The sequence below is a fragment of the Variovorax sp. EBFNA2 genome (assembly GCF_033802765.1).
Taxonomy (GTDB): domain Bacteria; phylum Pseudomonadota; class Gammaproteobacteria; order Burkholderiales; family Burkholderiaceae_C; genus Variovorax; species Variovorax paradoxus_H.
This window is the reverse complement of record NZ_CP138496.1, coordinates 6,155,317-6,168,736: the sequence shown is the minus strand read 5'-3', so window position 1 is coordinate 6,168,736 and position 13,420 is coordinate 6,155,317. Positions and strand designations below refer to the sequence as shown.

21 protein-coding genes and 1 tRNA gene are annotated in these 13,420 nt (G+C 63.0%); 18 read left to right on the top strand and 4 right to left on the bottom strand.

All coding sequences use genetic code 11. From position 1 onward, the window contains the following. Positions 1-4: 4 nt before the first annotated feature. A complete protein-coding gene (gene proC, locus RZE79_RS29065) occupies positions 5-862 on the bottom strand; it encodes a pyrroline-5-carboxylate reductase (protein WP_319357915.1) in 858 nt (285 codons plus the stop codon). Next, positions 859-1,998, bottom strand: a complete 1,140-nt coding sequence (locus tag RZE79_RS29060) for an esterase-like activity of phytase family protein (protein ID WP_319357913.1) — start codon at positions 1,996-1,998, stop codon at positions 859-861. Before RZE79_RS29060 ends, proC begins: the two co-directional genes overlap by 4 nt. A 254-nt stretch (positions 1,999-2,252) precedes the next feature. On the opposite strand from RZE79_RS29060, the gene rplN reads away from it, so the two are divergent. The 18 genes from rplN (at position 2,253) to RZE79_RS28970 (ending at position 11,184) form a co-directional block, all read left to right on the top strand. Beyond that, positions 2,253-2,621 carry a 50S ribosomal protein L14 gene (rplN, locus tag RZE79_RS29055; protein WP_009124801.1) on the top strand — a complete coding sequence of 123 codons (369 nt, stop codon included), beginning with the start codon at positions 2,253-2,255 and terminating at the stop codon, positions 2,619-2,621. A 12-nt stretch (positions 2,622-2,633) separates the two neighbouring features. Then, complete coding sequence (gene rplX / locus RZE79_RS29050; RefSeq protein WP_062474813.1) at positions 2,634-2,966, top strand: 50S ribosomal protein L24; 333 nt, start codon at positions 2,634-2,636, stop codon at positions 2,964-2,966. Positions 2,967-2,977: 11 nt separating this feature from the next. Next, positions 2,978-3,517, top strand: coding sequence for a 50S ribosomal protein L5 (gene rplE, locus RZE79_RS29045; protein ID WP_056576993.1), 540 nt, complete (start codon positions 2,978-2,980; stop codon positions 3,515-3,517). An 8-nt stretch (positions 3,518-3,525) separates the two neighbouring features. Beyond that, positions 3,526-3,831: a 30S ribosomal protein S14 gene (gene rpsN / locus RZE79_RS29040; RefSeq protein WP_192194038.1), complete on the top strand. Its 306-nt coding sequence runs from the start codon at positions 3,526-3,528 to the stop codon at positions 3,829-3,831. 20 nt (positions 3,832-3,851) lie between these two features. Next, on the top strand, positions 3,852-4,247 hold the full coding sequence (rpsH, locus tag RZE79_RS29035) for a 30S ribosomal protein S8 (RefSeq protein ID WP_056516708.1): 396 nt from the start codon (positions 3,852-3,854) through the stop codon (positions 4,245-4,247). 24 nt (positions 4,248-4,271) lie between these two features. Further along, positions 4,272-4,805 carry a 50S ribosomal protein L6 gene (rplF, locus tag RZE79_RS29030; RefSeq protein ID WP_099793808.1) on the top strand — a complete coding sequence of 178 codons (534 nt, stop codon included), beginning with the start codon at positions 4,272-4,274 and terminating at the stop codon, positions 4,803-4,805. Between the two features lie 14 nt (positions 4,806-4,819). Next, a complete protein-coding gene (rplR, locus tag RZE79_RS29025) occupies positions 4,820-5,185 on the top strand; it encodes a 50S ribosomal protein L18 (protein WP_056577252.1) in 366 nt (121 codons plus the stop codon). 18 nt (positions 5,186-5,203) lie between these two features. Further along, positions 5,204-5,722: a 30S ribosomal protein S5 gene (rpsE, locus tag RZE79_RS29020; RefSeq protein ID WP_099793806.1), complete on the top strand. Its 519-nt coding sequence runs from the start codon at positions 5,204-5,206 to the stop codon at positions 5,720-5,722. Between the two features lie 35 nt (positions 5,723-5,757). Continuing rightward, positions 5,758-5,940 (top strand): 50S ribosomal protein L30, encoded by a 183-nt coding sequence (gene rpmD, locus RZE79_RS29015; protein WP_019653974.1) that lies wholly within the window; start codon positions 5,758-5,760, stop codon positions 5,938-5,940. Positions 5,941-5,951: 11 nt separating this feature from the next. Continuing rightward, positions 5,952-6,383: a 50S ribosomal protein L15 gene (gene rplO, locus RZE79_RS29010; protein WP_099793804.1), complete on the top strand. Its 432-nt coding sequence runs from the start codon at positions 5,952-5,954 to the stop codon at positions 6,381-6,383. Positions 6,384-6,410: 27 nt separating this feature from the next. Next, the gene (gene secY / locus RZE79_RS29005) at positions 6,411-7,724 is read left to right on the top strand and encodes a preprotein translocase subunit SecY (protein ID WP_056576979.1); all 1,314 of its coding nucleotides are present in this window, start codon (positions 6,411-6,413) and stop codon (positions 7,722-7,724) included. A 74-nt stretch (positions 7,725-7,798) separates the two neighbouring features. Beyond that, entirely contained in the window at positions 7,799-7,912 is a 114-nt protein-coding gene (gene rpmJ / locus RZE79_RS29000; RefSeq protein ID WP_013544106.1) for a 50S ribosomal protein L36, read from the top strand. A gap of 23 nt (positions 7,913-7,935) precedes the next feature. After that, positions 7,936-8,301, top strand: a complete 366-nt coding sequence (gene rpsM, locus RZE79_RS28995) for a 30S ribosomal protein S13 (RefSeq protein WP_013544105.1) — start codon at positions 7,936-7,938, stop codon at positions 8,299-8,301. Between the two features lie 12 nt (positions 8,302-8,313). Then, a complete protein-coding gene (gene rpsK / locus RZE79_RS28990; protein ID WP_009124825.1) occupies positions 8,314-8,718 on the top strand; it encodes a 30S ribosomal protein S11 in 405 nt (134 codons plus the stop codon). A gap of 130 nt (positions 8,719-8,848) precedes the next feature. After that, on the top strand, positions 8,849-9,472 hold the full coding sequence (rpsD, locus tag RZE79_RS28985) for a 30S ribosomal protein S4 (RefSeq protein WP_056576976.1): 624 nt from the start codon (positions 8,849-8,851) through the stop codon (positions 9,470-9,472). A 142-nt stretch (positions 9,473-9,614) separates the two neighbouring features. After that, positions 9,615-10,604 (top strand): DNA-directed RNA polymerase subunit alpha, encoded by a 990-nt coding sequence (locus RZE79_RS28980; RefSeq protein ID WP_101491463.1) that lies wholly within the window; start codon positions 9,615-9,617, stop codon positions 10,602-10,604. An 86-nt stretch (positions 10,605-10,690) separates the two neighbouring features. Further along, positions 10,691-11,089, top strand: coding sequence for a 50S ribosomal protein L17 (gene rplQ / locus RZE79_RS28975; protein ID WP_056576970.1), 399 nt, complete (start codon positions 10,691-10,693; stop codon positions 11,087-11,089). Between the two features lie 18 nt (positions 11,090-11,107). Beyond that, positions 11,108-11,184: transfer RNA gene (locus RZE79_RS28970), tRNA-Met, on the top strand. Between the two features lie 205 nt (positions 11,185-11,389). On the opposite strand, the gene RZE79_RS28965 is transcribed toward RZE79_RS28970, so the two are convergent. Together RZE79_RS28965 and RZE79_RS28960 are read right to left on the bottom strand one after the other, a co-directional pair. Continuing rightward, positions 11,390-11,788, bottom strand: a complete 399-nt coding sequence (locus RZE79_RS28965; RefSeq protein WP_056576966.1) for a RidA family protein — start codon at positions 11,786-11,788, stop codon at positions 11,390-11,392. After that, on the bottom strand, positions 11,785-13,416 hold the full coding sequence (locus tag RZE79_RS28960) for an AMP-binding protein (protein WP_319357875.1): 1,632 nt from the start codon (positions 13,414-13,416) through the stop codon (positions 11,785-11,787). Before RZE79_RS28960 ends, RZE79_RS28965 begins: the two co-directional genes overlap by 4 nt. Positions 13,417-13,420: the final 4 nt, after the last annotated feature.

Sequence of the window (13,420 nt, the reverse complement as noted above, 5' to 3'; positions counted from 1 at the left end):
GGCTTCAACCGCGGCCGAATTCCTCGCCCAACTCGGCGGCCCGCGCCTGCGCTGCGCGGATGGCGGTCTTGAACTGCGCCTTGACGTTCGCGCCTTCCAGCGAGGTGATCGCCGCGTAGGTGGTGCCGCCCTTGGACGTCACGCGTTCGCGCAGCACCGACGGCGGCTCGGTCGCGCTGTGCGCCAGCGCCGAGGCGCCGGTGAAGGTGCCGATGGCCAGCCGCTGGGCCTGGTCGGGCGTGAGGCCCATCTCGACGCCGGCTTCGGTCATCGCTTCGATGAAATAGAACACGTAGGCCGGGCCCGAACCCGACAGCGCAGTCACCGCATCGAGCGCGGGTTCGGCGTCGACCCAGATCAACTCGCCGGTCGGCGCCAGCAACTGGCCGACGCGCGCACGGTCGGCGCCTTCGACGCCGGGCCGCGCGAAGAGGCCGGTCATGCCCTTGCCCACCAGCGCGGGCGTGTTGGGCATGGCGCGCACGACGCGCTCGGTACCGAGCCAGCGGGCGATGCTGTCGGACGGAATGCCCGCCGCCACGCTCAGGTGCAGGGCGTCGCCGGCAAAGGCGCGCACCGGACGGGCGGCTTCCGCGAAGGTCTGGGGCTTGACGGCCCACACCACCACGTCGCAGCGCGCGAGGGCCTCGGTGGCCTCGGCCTGGGCCACGATGCCGAAGGACTGGGTCAGCTTGGTGCGGGCATCGTCGAAGGGTTCGACCACTTCGAAGTTGTCGGCTGCGACGCCCTGCTGGATCAGGCCGCCGATGATGGCGCTGGCCATGTTGCCGCCGCCGATGAAGGCGATGGGGGGCAGGGGGCCCGGCGCGGTGCGGGGCAGGAAGGTCACGGCGATGGTCATGGTCGGTCGGTGTAGGCGAAGGCGGCGAACTGCGTCACTTGCAGCGGATTGAAATTGTCGTCGCTCACGACCACCAGCAGGCGGCGGCCGTCAGGCAGCGGTGGGCCCCAGCACATGCCCTCGGTGTTGTCGAGGCGCGAGAGGCCGAGGGTGGCGAAGTCGGCGACGAGCGTCTTGGCGGCCGGGCGGTGGTTGCCGGGCGCGAGGGTGTCGATGGCGAGCACGTCGTCGGCGGCGCGGGTGTCTATTTCATACAGGCGCAGCGAATTGCCGGCGCCCGCGGCGTAGGCGCGCTCGAGCACCAGCATGCGGTGGGCGTCGAGCATCAGCACCTCGCTCACGCCGTTGTCGGCGTAGGTGCCCGGGACCAGCGGGCGCAGCGGGATGGCGTCGGGTACGTAGGCGATCTGGCGCATGGCGCGGCCGGTCGACAGGTCGATCTGGGTGAAGCGGCAGGGGCCGCCGGCGGCGGAAGTGGTCGGGACCGGGCCGTCCTGGACCAGGGCGTTTTCCATCGCGAGCCAGGCCGAGCGATCGTCGAGCGTGAGGGCCAGCCCCTCGAATGTCAGGTTGTCGCGCGGGCCGCGGCGTTGGGCCGGGTCCGGGGCAAACATCGGCGGCAGGGCGAATTCGCGCAGAAAGCGGCCGTCGCGCGCCGATTCATACAGGGCGGGGCCGAAACCGCGGGCGAGATCGCCTTCGCTGGTCCACAGCAGGGTGCCGGCCGAGGGGCGCAGGCGCAGGGCTTCGGGGTCGGGAATGGGCAGGGCGGCGATGGCCTGGCGCCGTGCGGGCCAGGGGGCGCCACCGGGGCGTTGCAGTTGAACAACGCCGGTGGGTTCGGGGGCGGTGTCGCCGGGCAGGCGCCATCGTGCCGTGTAGCAGCGGACGGGAGCCAAGTCTGACCGGTCATCGCTGAGAAGCAGGTACTCACCTTTGGCGGCGTCGTAGTCGATGCCTGAGAGGCCGCCCGCTGTGGTGCTCTCTATAGAGTGTCGATGCGCCCAGCGGGCTTCTCCCAGGCGCTGCAGCCGGCCGGTGTCTGGTGCCGGCGCGGCGCTGCGGCATCCGGCGAGCCCCAGTGATCCCAGCCCCAGCAGGCCGGCGCCGCCCGCCAGCAGGCGTCGGCGCAGCATGGAAGGCGGCGAAATGAAGGGGTGGACAGGGGCGCGCACGCTACAAAGTCTAGCGGCTGTCGAAGTTCGTGTAATGAGGCAGTTGACATCCCTGGATATGGGTGCCACAATCGCGGGCTTCGCTTTCAAAAGGCGAAGCTTTCAGCCCAAAGCGGAAGCATCTCGAGTGGTTCGAGGTGTGGACGACGGGCCCAAGACTGACCGCGGTGTCTCTCTCCTGGAGGCTCATCGGTACAAGTTGGGAATATCAAGAAATGATCCAAACTGAATCCCGGCTCGAAGTGGCCGACAACACGGGCGCGAAATCCGTCCTGTGTATCAAGGTGCTCGGTGGCTCCAAGCGGCGTTACGCCAGCGTGGGCGACGTCATCAAGGTCAGCATCAAGGAAGCCGCTCCACGTGGTCGCGTCAAGAAGGGCGAGATCTACAGTGCAGTGGTGGTCCGCACCGCCAAGGGCATCCGTCGTGCTGACGGTTCGCTCGTCAAGTTCGACGGCAATGCCGCCGTGCTGCTCAATGCCAAGCTGGAGCCTATCGGCACCCGCATCTTCGGACCGGTCACGCGCGAACTGCGCACCGAGAAGTTCATGAAGATCGTGTCGCTGGCACCTGAAGTTCTCTAAGGACACAACGCCATGAACAAGATTCGCAAAGGCGACCAGGTCATCGTGTTGGCCGGTCGTGACAAGGGCAAGCGCGGCGTCGTGTCGCTGCGCGCAGACGATTCGCATGTGATCGTCGACGGCATCAACCTCGTCAAGAAGCACACCAAGCCGAACCCCCTCAAGGGTACGACCGGTGGCATCGTCGAGAAGACCATGCCTATTCACCAATCCAACGTGGCGATCTTCAATGCCGCGACCGGCAAGGCCGATCGCGTGGGCATCAAGGTCACCCAAGGTGCCGACGGCAAGCGCGTGGCTGTTCGCGTCTTCAAGTCGAGCGGCGACGAAATCAAGTTCGCCTAAGAGGTACTCACATGGCACGTCTCCAACAACACTATCGCGAAAAGATCGCGAAAGACCTGACGGAAAAGTTCGGCTACAAGTCGCCGATGCAAGTTCCGCGTCTCACCAAGATCACCCTGAACATGGGTGTGGGTGAAGCAGTCGCCGACAAGAAGGTCCTCGACAACGCTGTCGCCGACCTGACCAAGATCGCTGGCCAGAAGCCTGTGGTCACCAAGTCGAAGAAGGCCATTGCCGGCTTCAAGATCCGCGAAAACCAGCCGATCGGCTGCATGGTCACGCTGCGTGGCGTGCACATGTACGAGTTCCTGGACCGTTTCGTCACCGTGGCCTTGCCCCGCGTGCGTGACTTCCGCGGTATCTCGGGTCGCGCATTCGACGGCCGTGGCAACTACAACATCGGCGTCAAAGAGCAGATCATTTTCCCTGAGATCGAGTACGACAAGGTCGACGCCCTGCGCGGTCTCAATATCAGCATCACGACGACGGCCAAGACCGACGAAGAAGCCAAGGCGCTTCTCGCTGGCTTCCGTTTCCCGTTCAAGAACTGAGGCGAACCATGGCTAAACAATCTTTGATTCAGCGCGAACTCAAGCGCGACAAGCTGGTTGCCAAGTTCGCTGCGAAGCACGCAGAACTGAAGGCAATTTCCAACGACGCGAAGAAGAGCGACGAAGAGCGCGCAGTGGCCCGTCTGGCCCTGCAGAAGCTCCCGCGCAACGCGAACCCCACGCGCCAGCGCAACCGTTGTGCAATCACCGGTCGCCCCCGTGGCACCTTCCGTCAATTCGGTCTGGCTCGCGCCAAGATCCGCGAACTGGCGTTCAACGGCGACATCCCTGGTGTCACCAAGGCCAGCTGGTAAGCCAGGCAGGAGCAAACAACATGAGCATGAGTGATCCCATTGCCGACCTGCTGACGCGTATCCGTAACGCGCAGATGGTGGCGAAGCCCACTGTGTCGATCCCGTCTTCCAAGGTGAAGGCCGCGATTGCACAAGTCCTGAAGGACGAAGGCTACATCGACGGCTTCGAGGTGAAGACCGATGCCGGCAAGTCCGAACTCGTCATCACGCTGAAGTACTACGCTGGCCGTCCGGTCATCGAACGTATCGAGCGCGTGAGCCGCCCCGGCCTGCGCGTCTACAAGGCCAGCGCTGCCATCCCGCAAGTCCAGAACGGCCTCGGCGTTGCGATCGTCACGACCCCCCAGGGCGTGATGACCGACCGCAAGGCTCGCGCTACCGGTGTCGGTGGCGAAGTTCTGTGCTACGTCGCCTAACCGAGACATCGAGGAGTTACTGAAATGTCCCGAGTAGGAAAAATGCCGGTCGCCATCCCCGCAGGTGTGGATGTGTCGATCAAGGAAGACCAGATCAGCGTCAAGGGCACGGGCGGCACGCTCAACCTGGCTCGCAATGCGCTGGTCAATGTCGTCAGCAATGACGGCAAGCTGAGCTTCGAGCCCGCCAACGAATCGCGTGAAGCGAATGCGATGAGCGGCACGATCCGTCAGCTGGTGAACAACATGGTGGTTGGCGTGACCAAGGGCTTCGAGAAGAAGCTCAACCTGGTCGGCGTCGGCTACAAGGCTGCAGCGTCCAACAACAAGTTGAACCTGCAAGTCGGTTACTCGCACCCGGTCAACATCGACATGCCGCAAGGCATCACGGTGACCACCGCGACCCCGACCGAAATCGTGATCAAGGGTGCTGACCGTCAGCGCGTTGGTCAAATCGCCGCTGAGATCCGCGCTGTTCGTCCGCCTGAGCCTTACAAGGGCAAGGGCATCCGTTATTCGGACGAGAAGATCGTGATCAAAGAGACCAAGAAGAAGTAAGGGGCAGCAAAATGATGTTGACCAAAAAAGCACAGCGTCTTCGCCGCTCGCGCCAGACCCGCATCCGGATCGCGACGCAGGGCGTGGCTCGCCTCACGGTGAATCGCACCAACCTGCACATCTATGCCACCGTCATTTCCGACGACGGCACCAAGGTGATCGCAACCGCATCGACCGCCGAAGCCGAAGTGCGCGCAGCACTCGGCGCCTCGGGCAAGGGTGGCAATGCCGCCGCTGCCACCGCCATCGGCAAGCGCATCGCTGAAAAGGCGAAGGCTGCCGGCGTCGAGAAGGTCGCTTTCGATCGCGCAGGTTTCGCCTACCACGGCCGCGTCAAGGCGCTGGCCGAGGCAGCCCGCGAAGCCGGTCTGCAGTTCTAATCGGACACGAGATTCAAAATGGCAAAGATTCAAGCAAGAACGCAGAACGAAGGTCCTGAGGACGGTTTGCGCGAGAAGATGATCGCGATCAACCGCGTCACCAAGGTGGTGAAGGGTGGTCGTATCCTCGGTTTCGCAGCACTGACCGTGGTCGGTGACGGTGAAGGCCGCGTCGGCATGGGCAAGGGCAAGTCGAAGGAAGTGCCTGCTGCCGTACAGAAGGCAATGGAAGAAGCCCGTCGCAACCTGTTCAAGGCTGCGATCAAGAACGGCACGCTGCACCACCAGGTGCAAGGCCATCATGGTGCCGCCAGGGTCGTGATGTATCCGGCTCCCAAGGGTACCGGCATCATCGCCGGCGGCCCGATGCGCGCCGTGTTCGAAGTCATGGGCATCACCGACATCGTGGCCAAGAGCCATGGTTCGTCGAACCCCTACAACATGGTTCGCGCCACGCTCGACGGGTTGAAGAACTCGACGACGGCCGGCAATGTGGCTGCCAAGCGCGGTCTCACCGTCGAAGAAATCTTCGCCTGAGCGCAAGCTCTCGCAAGGCTGAAGGAAGCATTCAAATGACGCAACAACAAACCCTCAAGGTGCAGCTGGTGAAGAGCCCGATCGGCACCAAGGAATCGCATCGCGCGACCGTGCGTGGCCTCGGCCTGCGCAAGCTCAACAGCGTGAGCGAGCTGCAAGACACGCCCGCAGTGCGCGGCATGATCAACAAGATCAGTTATCTGGTCAAAGTTCTGTAAGAGAGACTGATATGGAACTCAATGGCATCAAGCCGGCAGCTGGCGCCAAGCACGCCAAGCGTCGCGTCGGCCGCGGTATCGGCTCCGGCATCGGCAAGACCGCAGGTCGCGGTCACAAGGGCCAGAAGTCGCGCGCAGGCGGTTTCCACAAGGTCGGCTTCGAAGGCGGTCAAATGCCGCTGCAGCGTCGCCTGCCGAAGCGTGGCTTCAAGTCGCACCTGCTGAAGTACAACGCCGAAGTCACGCTGACTGCTCTCGAGCAGCTCGGCCTGGCCGAAGTCGATGTCCTGGCACTGAAGCAAGCCGGCCTCGTGGGCCAGCTCGCCAAGGTCGTCAAGATCATCAAGACCGGCGAACTCACCAAGGCCGTCAAGCTGACGGGCGTGGGTGCGACCGCTGGTGCCAAGGCTGCGATCGAAGCAGCCGGCGGCAGCTTCGCCTGATCACCTTCGGACTGAAAGAAGTTCTTCGTGGCAACTAACGCGGCAACGATCGCAAAAACAGGCAAGTTCGGCGACCTCCGTCGTCGGCTCGTCTTTTTGCTGCTCGCGCTCGTGGTCTACCGGATTGGCGCGCACATTCCTGTGCCGGGTATCAACCCGGACCAGCTGGCAGCGTTGTTCCAGGGCCAGCAGGGCGGCATTCTGAGCCTGTTCAACATGTTCTCGGGCGGGGCGCTCTCGCGCTTCACCGTGTTCGCGTTGGGGATCATGCCGTACATCTCGGCGTCGATCATCATGCAGCTGATGACCTACGTGCTTCCTACCTTCGAGCAATTGAAGAAGGAAGGCGAGGCTGGTCGCCGCAAGATCACGCAGTACACGCGCTATGGCGCACTCGGCCTGGCTCTGTTCCAGTCGTTCAGCATCGCAGTGGCCCTCGAATCGTCGGCTGGTCTGGTGATCGCCCCCGGTTTCGGCTTCCGCCTGACCGCCATGGTGAGCCTGACCGCTGGTTCGATGTTCCTGATGTGGCTCGGCGAGCAGATCACCGAACGCGGCCTGGGCAACGGCATCTCGATCCTGATCTTTGCAGGTATCGCGGCCGGTCTCCCGGGTGCCATCGGTGGCTTGGCTTCGCTGGTGACGACCGGTGCGATGAACCCCATCGTTGCGCTCTTCATCATCGCTGTCGTGGTGCTGGTCACTTACTTCGTGGTGTTCGTGGAACGCGGTCAGCGCAAGATCCTCGTGAACTATGCGCGGCGCCAGGTTGGCAACAAGGTCTACGGCGGTCAGTCGTCGCACCTGCCCCTGAAGCTGAACATGGCCGGTGTGATTCCTCCGATCTTCGCGTCGTCGATCATTCTGCTGCCGGCAACGGTGGTGGGCTGGTTCAGCGCCGGTGACGGTGGCTTCCGCTGGATCAAGGACATCGCCAGCGCACTGCGTCCGGGCGAGCCGATCTACGTGCTGCTGTACGCTGCTGCGATCGTTTTCTTCTGCTTCTTCTACACGGCACTCGTGTTCAACAGCAAGGAAACGGCCGACAACCTGAAGAAGAGTGGTGCGTTCATTCCTGGCATTCGCCCGGGTGACCAGACCGCTCGCTATATCGACAAGATTCTGGTTCGCCTGACGTTGGCTGGCGCGGTGTACATCACCTTCGTCTGCCTGCTGCCCGAGTTCCTGATCCTGAAGTACAACGTCCCGTTCTACTTCGGTGGTACCTCCCTGCTGATCATCGTGGTCGTCACGATGGACTTCATGGCCCAGGTGCAAAACTACATGATGTCCCAGCAGTACGAATCGCTGCTGAAGAAGGCTAACTTCAAGACATCGTAGGGCTGTGAGTTTCAGTATTGAGAATTTGGGTGTGGGCGGTGTACCGCCACGTTAAACAGTTTTAGGAGAATGAAATGAGAGTTTCGGCTTCGGTCAAAACCATCTGCCGTAATTGCAAGGTCATCCGCCGTAAAGGTGTGGTGCGTGTGATTTGCACCGACCCGCGCCACAAGCAGCGCCAGGGTTGATTGAAGAGTATTAGAGGACGCACATGGCACGTATTGCTGGCATCAACATCCCGCCGCACAAGCACGCTGAAATCGGCCTGACCGCCATTTTCGGTATCGGTCGCACCCGCGCCCGTCAAATCTGCGAAGCGAGCGGCATCGAATATTCGAAGAAGATCAAGGATCTGACCGACGCCGATCTCGAAAAGATCCGCGACCAGATCGCTCTGTTCACGATCGAAGGCGATCTGCGTCGCGAGACGACGATGAACATCAAGCGTTTGATGGACATCGGCTGCTATCGCGGCTTCCGTCACCGTCGCGGCCTGCCGATGCGCGGCCAGCGCACGCGCACCAATGCCCGCACCCGCAAGGGTCCGCGCAAGGCTGCGCAGTCCCTGAAGAAATAAGGATAGACAAGCATGGCTAAAGCACCTGCAAACAACGCCGCACAGCGCGTTCGCAAGAAGGTTCGCAAGAACGTTGCGGACGGTATCGCCCACGTGCATGCCTCGTTCAACAACACCATCATCACGATCACCGATCGCCAGGGCAACGCCCTGTCGTGGGCTTCGTCGGGTGGCCAGGGCTTCAAGGGCTCGCGCAAGTCGACCCCGTTCGCTGCGCAGGTCGCTTCCGAAGTGGCCGGCCGTGCTGCTGTCGAACAAGGTATCAAGAACCTCGACGTCGAGATCAAGGGCCCCGGTCCTGGTCGCGAGTCGTCTGTGCGCGCACTGGCTGCGCTCGGCATCCGGATCAATTCCATTGCCGACGTGACGCCCGTTCCGCACAACGGCTGCCGTCCCCAGAAGCGTCGCCGCATCTGATCGTCAGTCCGCAAGGCGCAGCCAGCTTTCGAGCGGCTGCGCATTTGTTTTTTCACTAAGCCCACCGCCATCGGCACATCCGCCGACGGCTCCCGCAGGCAACTGCGGCAGATGACACCAAGGAAATACCGTGGCACGTTACCTCGGCCCCAAGGCCAAACTTTCCCGCCGTGAAGGCACCGACCTGTTCCTGAAGAGCGCCCGCCGTTCGATCCAGGACAAGGCCAAGTTCGACTCCAAGCCCGGCCAGCACGGCCGCACCTCGGGTCAACGCACCTCCGACTACGGTCTGCAGCTGCGTGAGAAGCAGAAGGTCAAGCGCATGTACGGCGTGCTCGAAAAGCAGTTCCGCCGCTACTTCGAAGAAGCCGATCGCCGCCGTGGCAACACCGGCGCCAACCTGCTGTTCATCCTTGAGTCGCGCCTGGACAACGTGGTCTACCGCATGGGCTTCGGCTCGACGCGCGCCGAAGCACGCCAGCTCGTGTCGCACAAGGCGATCACCGTGAACGGCCAGTCGGTCAACATCCCGTCGTACCTGGTCAAGACCGGTGACGTGATCGCCGTGCGCGAAAAGTCGAAGAAGCAGAACCGCATTGTCGAAGCGCTGCAACTCGCCCAACAAGTCGGCATGCCGGCCTGGGTCGATGTGAACGCCGACAAGGCCGAAGGCACCTTCAAGAAGGTCCCGGATCGCGACGAATTCGCAGCCGACATCAACGAATCGCTGATCGTCGAACTGTATTCGCGTTGATTTTCTCTACCCGCCTGCGCGTCTGTGCGCCGGCGGGAGATTGATATTGTTGTTCACGTTCCTGCTCCGCACTCTGTTGCGGATCAGGCGCTTCACCAGCCTTACCGGTGTAACGAGCCGGGGGTATTGAGAGGAAGTCTGCATGCAAACCACCCTGCTGAAACCCAAGACCATCCAGGTCGAGCAACTTGCCCCCAACAAGGCCAAGGTCACGCTCGAACCTTTCGAGCGCGGCTACGGCCACACGCTCGGCAACGCGCTGCGTCGCGTTCTGCTGTCGTCCATGGTCGGCTACTCGGCCACCGAAGTCACGATCGCTGGCGTTCTGCATGAGTACTCGTCGATCGACGGCGTGCAGGAAGATGTCGTCAACATCCTGCTGAATCTCAAGGGCGTGGTGTTCAAGCTCCACAACCGCGACGAAGTCACGCTGAGCCTGCGCAAGGACGGCGAAGGCCCGGTCCTCGCATCGGACATCCAGACCCCGCACGACGTCGAGATCATCAATCCTGACCACGTGATCGCGCACCTGTCGCAAGGCGGCAAGCTCGACATGCAGATCAAGGTCGAAAAGGGTCGCGGCTATGTGCCCGGCACGATGCGTCGCTACGCCGACGAGCCGACCAAGTCGATCGGACGCATCGTTCTCGACGCGTCGTTCTCGCCCGTCAAGCGCGTGAGCTACACCGTCGAAAGCGCCCGTGTCGAACAGCGTACCGACCTGGACAAGCTGCTGGTCGAGATCGAAACCAACGGTGCGATCAGCGCCGAAGATGCCGTTCGCGCATCGGCTAAAATCCTGGTTGAACAGCTCGCCGTGTTTGCGCAGCTCGAAGGCGGCGAACTCGCTGCATTCGATGCACCCGCACCGCGCAGCGCCCAGCAATTCGATCCGATCCTGCTGCGCCCTGTCGACGAACTCGAACTGACGGTGCGTTCGGCCAACTGCCTGAAGGCCGAAAACATCTACTACATCGGCGACCTGATCCAGCGCACCGAGAACGAGCTGCTCAAGACCCCGAACCTGGGTCGCAAGTCGCTCAACGAAATCAAGGAAGTCCTCGCTTCGCGCGGTCTCACCTTGGGTATGAAGCTTGAAAGCTGGCCGCCGGCCGGTCTCGACAAGCGTTGATTTTTGTTTGAATTGAGCCCCTGAGGGCTCGTGCCCGGGCAGTACCTGATACGGCTGCCTGTTTAATAAAGTAAAGGAAAAGCACCATGCGTCACGGACACGGACTTCGCAAACTCAACCGCACCAGCTCGCACCGCCTTGCGATGCTGCAGAACATGATGAATTCGCTCATCGAGCACGAAGTCATCAAGACCACGGTCCCCAAGGCCAAGGAACTGCGCCGCGTCATCGAACCGATGATCACGCTCGCCAAGAAGCCCACGCTCGCCAACAAGCGCCTGGCCTTCGACCGCCTGCGCAGCCGCGACAGCGTCGTCAAGCTCTTCGGCGAACTCGGCCCGCGTTTCGCAGCGCGTCCGGGCGGCTACACCCGCATCCTGAAGATGGGCTTCCGCGTGGGCGACAACGCGCCGATGGCGCTCGTCGAACTGGTCGACCGTGCTGAAATTAAAGATGCAGGCGCTGAGCAGAACGCCGCTGAATAAGCTATAATTTATACTTGCCGCGCGATGGAGCAGCCTGGTAGCTCGTTGGGCTCATAACCCAAAGGTCGCAAGTTCAAATCTTGCTCGCGCAACCAATTTAAAAGGCCCTTTGAGAAATCAAAGGGCCTTTTTCTTTGGCCAAATTCGTTTGCAAATTCCCGGTCGAAATTCGACATCAAAAAAAGCCCTCGCGAAGAGGGCTTTTCTGTTTCTGGAGCAGCCCCGCAAAGAGGCCGGTTTCGAGAACGTGCGCCGCAGCGACGCCGGAAGACTGCGCTGACGCGCAGCCCCAGAGCAGGATCAGTCCGGAATGACCGCCGTGACCTCGATCTCCACCTTCGCGCGGTGCTCCACCAGCGCCGCCACCTGCACGCAGGTCATGGCCGGGAAGTTGCGGCCCAGCGCGTCGCGGTAGACCGGCCCGAGCTCGGACAGGCGCCGGCTGTACTCGTCGCGGTCCGTCACGTACCAGGTCATGCGCACCATGTGCTCGGGACCGGCGCCGGCTTCGCGCAGCACCTCGGCGATGTTGCGCAGCGCCTGGCCGCACTGGTCGATGAAGTCGTCGGATTCGAACTGCTGCTGGGCATTCCAGCCGATCTGGCCGCCGACGAACACTTGCGTGCCGCGCGCGGCGATGCCGTTTGCATAGCCCTTCGGGGGCAACCAGCCGGGAGGCTGAATGAGTTTGTTCGTCATGATGATGGTGTCTCGCTGTTGAGTTGTCTCAATTTGAAGCGCTGGAGTTTGCCGGTTTCGGTGCGCGGCAGCGCCGTCACGAACTCGATCTCCCGCGGGTACTTGAAGGGGGCGATGGTGGCTTTCACGTGGTCCTGAAGCGCTTTCGCCATCGCTGCGTCGCCGGTGTTGCCGGGCTTGAGCACGCAGAAGGCTTTCACGATCATGCCGCGGTCGGCGTCGGGCTTGCCGATCACGCCGCACTCGGCCACGGCCGGGTGCTTGAGCAGCGCATCTTCCACTTCCGGTCCGCCGACGTTGTAGCCGGCCGTGATGATCATGTCGTCCGCACGCGCCTGATAGAAGAAGTAGCCGTCGTCATCCTGCACGAACGAGTCACCAGGGTAGTTCCAGCCGTTCTTCACGTAGTCGGCCTGGCGCGGATCGTCGAGGTAGCGGCAGCCGACCGGCCCTTGCAACGCCAGCTTGCCGACCGTGCCGCGCGGCACTTCGTTGCCCTGGTCGTCGACCACTTTGGCCGTGAACCCCGGCACCGCCTTGCCGACGGCGCCGCGGCGCACGTCGTCGCCGGCGGCCGAGATGTAGATGTGGAATACCTCGGTGCCGCCGATGCCGTCGAGCATCTCGATACCGGTGGTGTCCTTCCAGAGTTGGCGCGTGGCGTCGGGAAGCGCCTCGCCTGCGCTCACGCAGATGCGCAGGCTTGGCGCCCCGTGCTGCCGGACGAAGGGCGCCATCTGGCGATAGAAAGTGGGCGCGGTGTAGCAGATGGTCGCGCCGACCTCGTTGATGAGCTTCACGAGCGCTTCGGGCGAGAACGAGCCCTCCGGAAAGTACACCGACGCACCGGCCCACATCGGAAAGATCAGCAGGCCGCCGAGCCCGAAGGTGAACGCCAGCGGCGGGGTGCCGACCACGATGTCGTCGCTGCGCGCGCGCAGCACGTGGCGCGGCCAGGTCTGGCACATCGCGACCACGTCGCGGTGCGTGGTGACAGGCGCCTTGGGCTTGCCCGTGGTGCCCGAGGTGAAGGCGAGCAGCGCGATGTCGTCGGCCGCAGTGGGGCAGGCGGTGAATACGCCGCTCTTGCCGGCGGCGCGCGCCGACAGCGAATCGGGTGCGTCGGGCTGGTTGAACGCAATCACCGTCGCGAGCACGGGGTGCACCTGCTGCGCAGCCACCAGCTCCTCGAGCAGGCGGCCCTCGCACAGCGCAGCCACGGGCCGCGCCTTCTCGATGATCTCGCCGAGCTCCTTGGCGCGCAGCAGCGGCATCGTCGCCACCGCGATCAGCCCGGCCTTGACCACGGCCAGCCACGACAGCGCCATCCACACCGAGTTGCCGCCGCGCAGCAGCACGCGGTTGCCGGGCACGAGCCCGAGATCCTCGACCAGCACCTGGGCGATGCGGTTCACCTCGACGCCCGCCTGGGCGTAGGTGAGCACGCCGGCGGGCGAACGCAGCATCGGCTTGTCGCCGAAGCCCTTGGCGACCGCCTTGTCCAGCAGCTCCTCGACCAGGTTCAGCTGGTCGGGAAACTGCAGCTCGGGCAGGTCGTAGCGAAAGACCGGCAACTGCGCGGCTGGCGGCAGGCGGTCATGAACGAAGCGATCGACTTGGGCAGACACGATT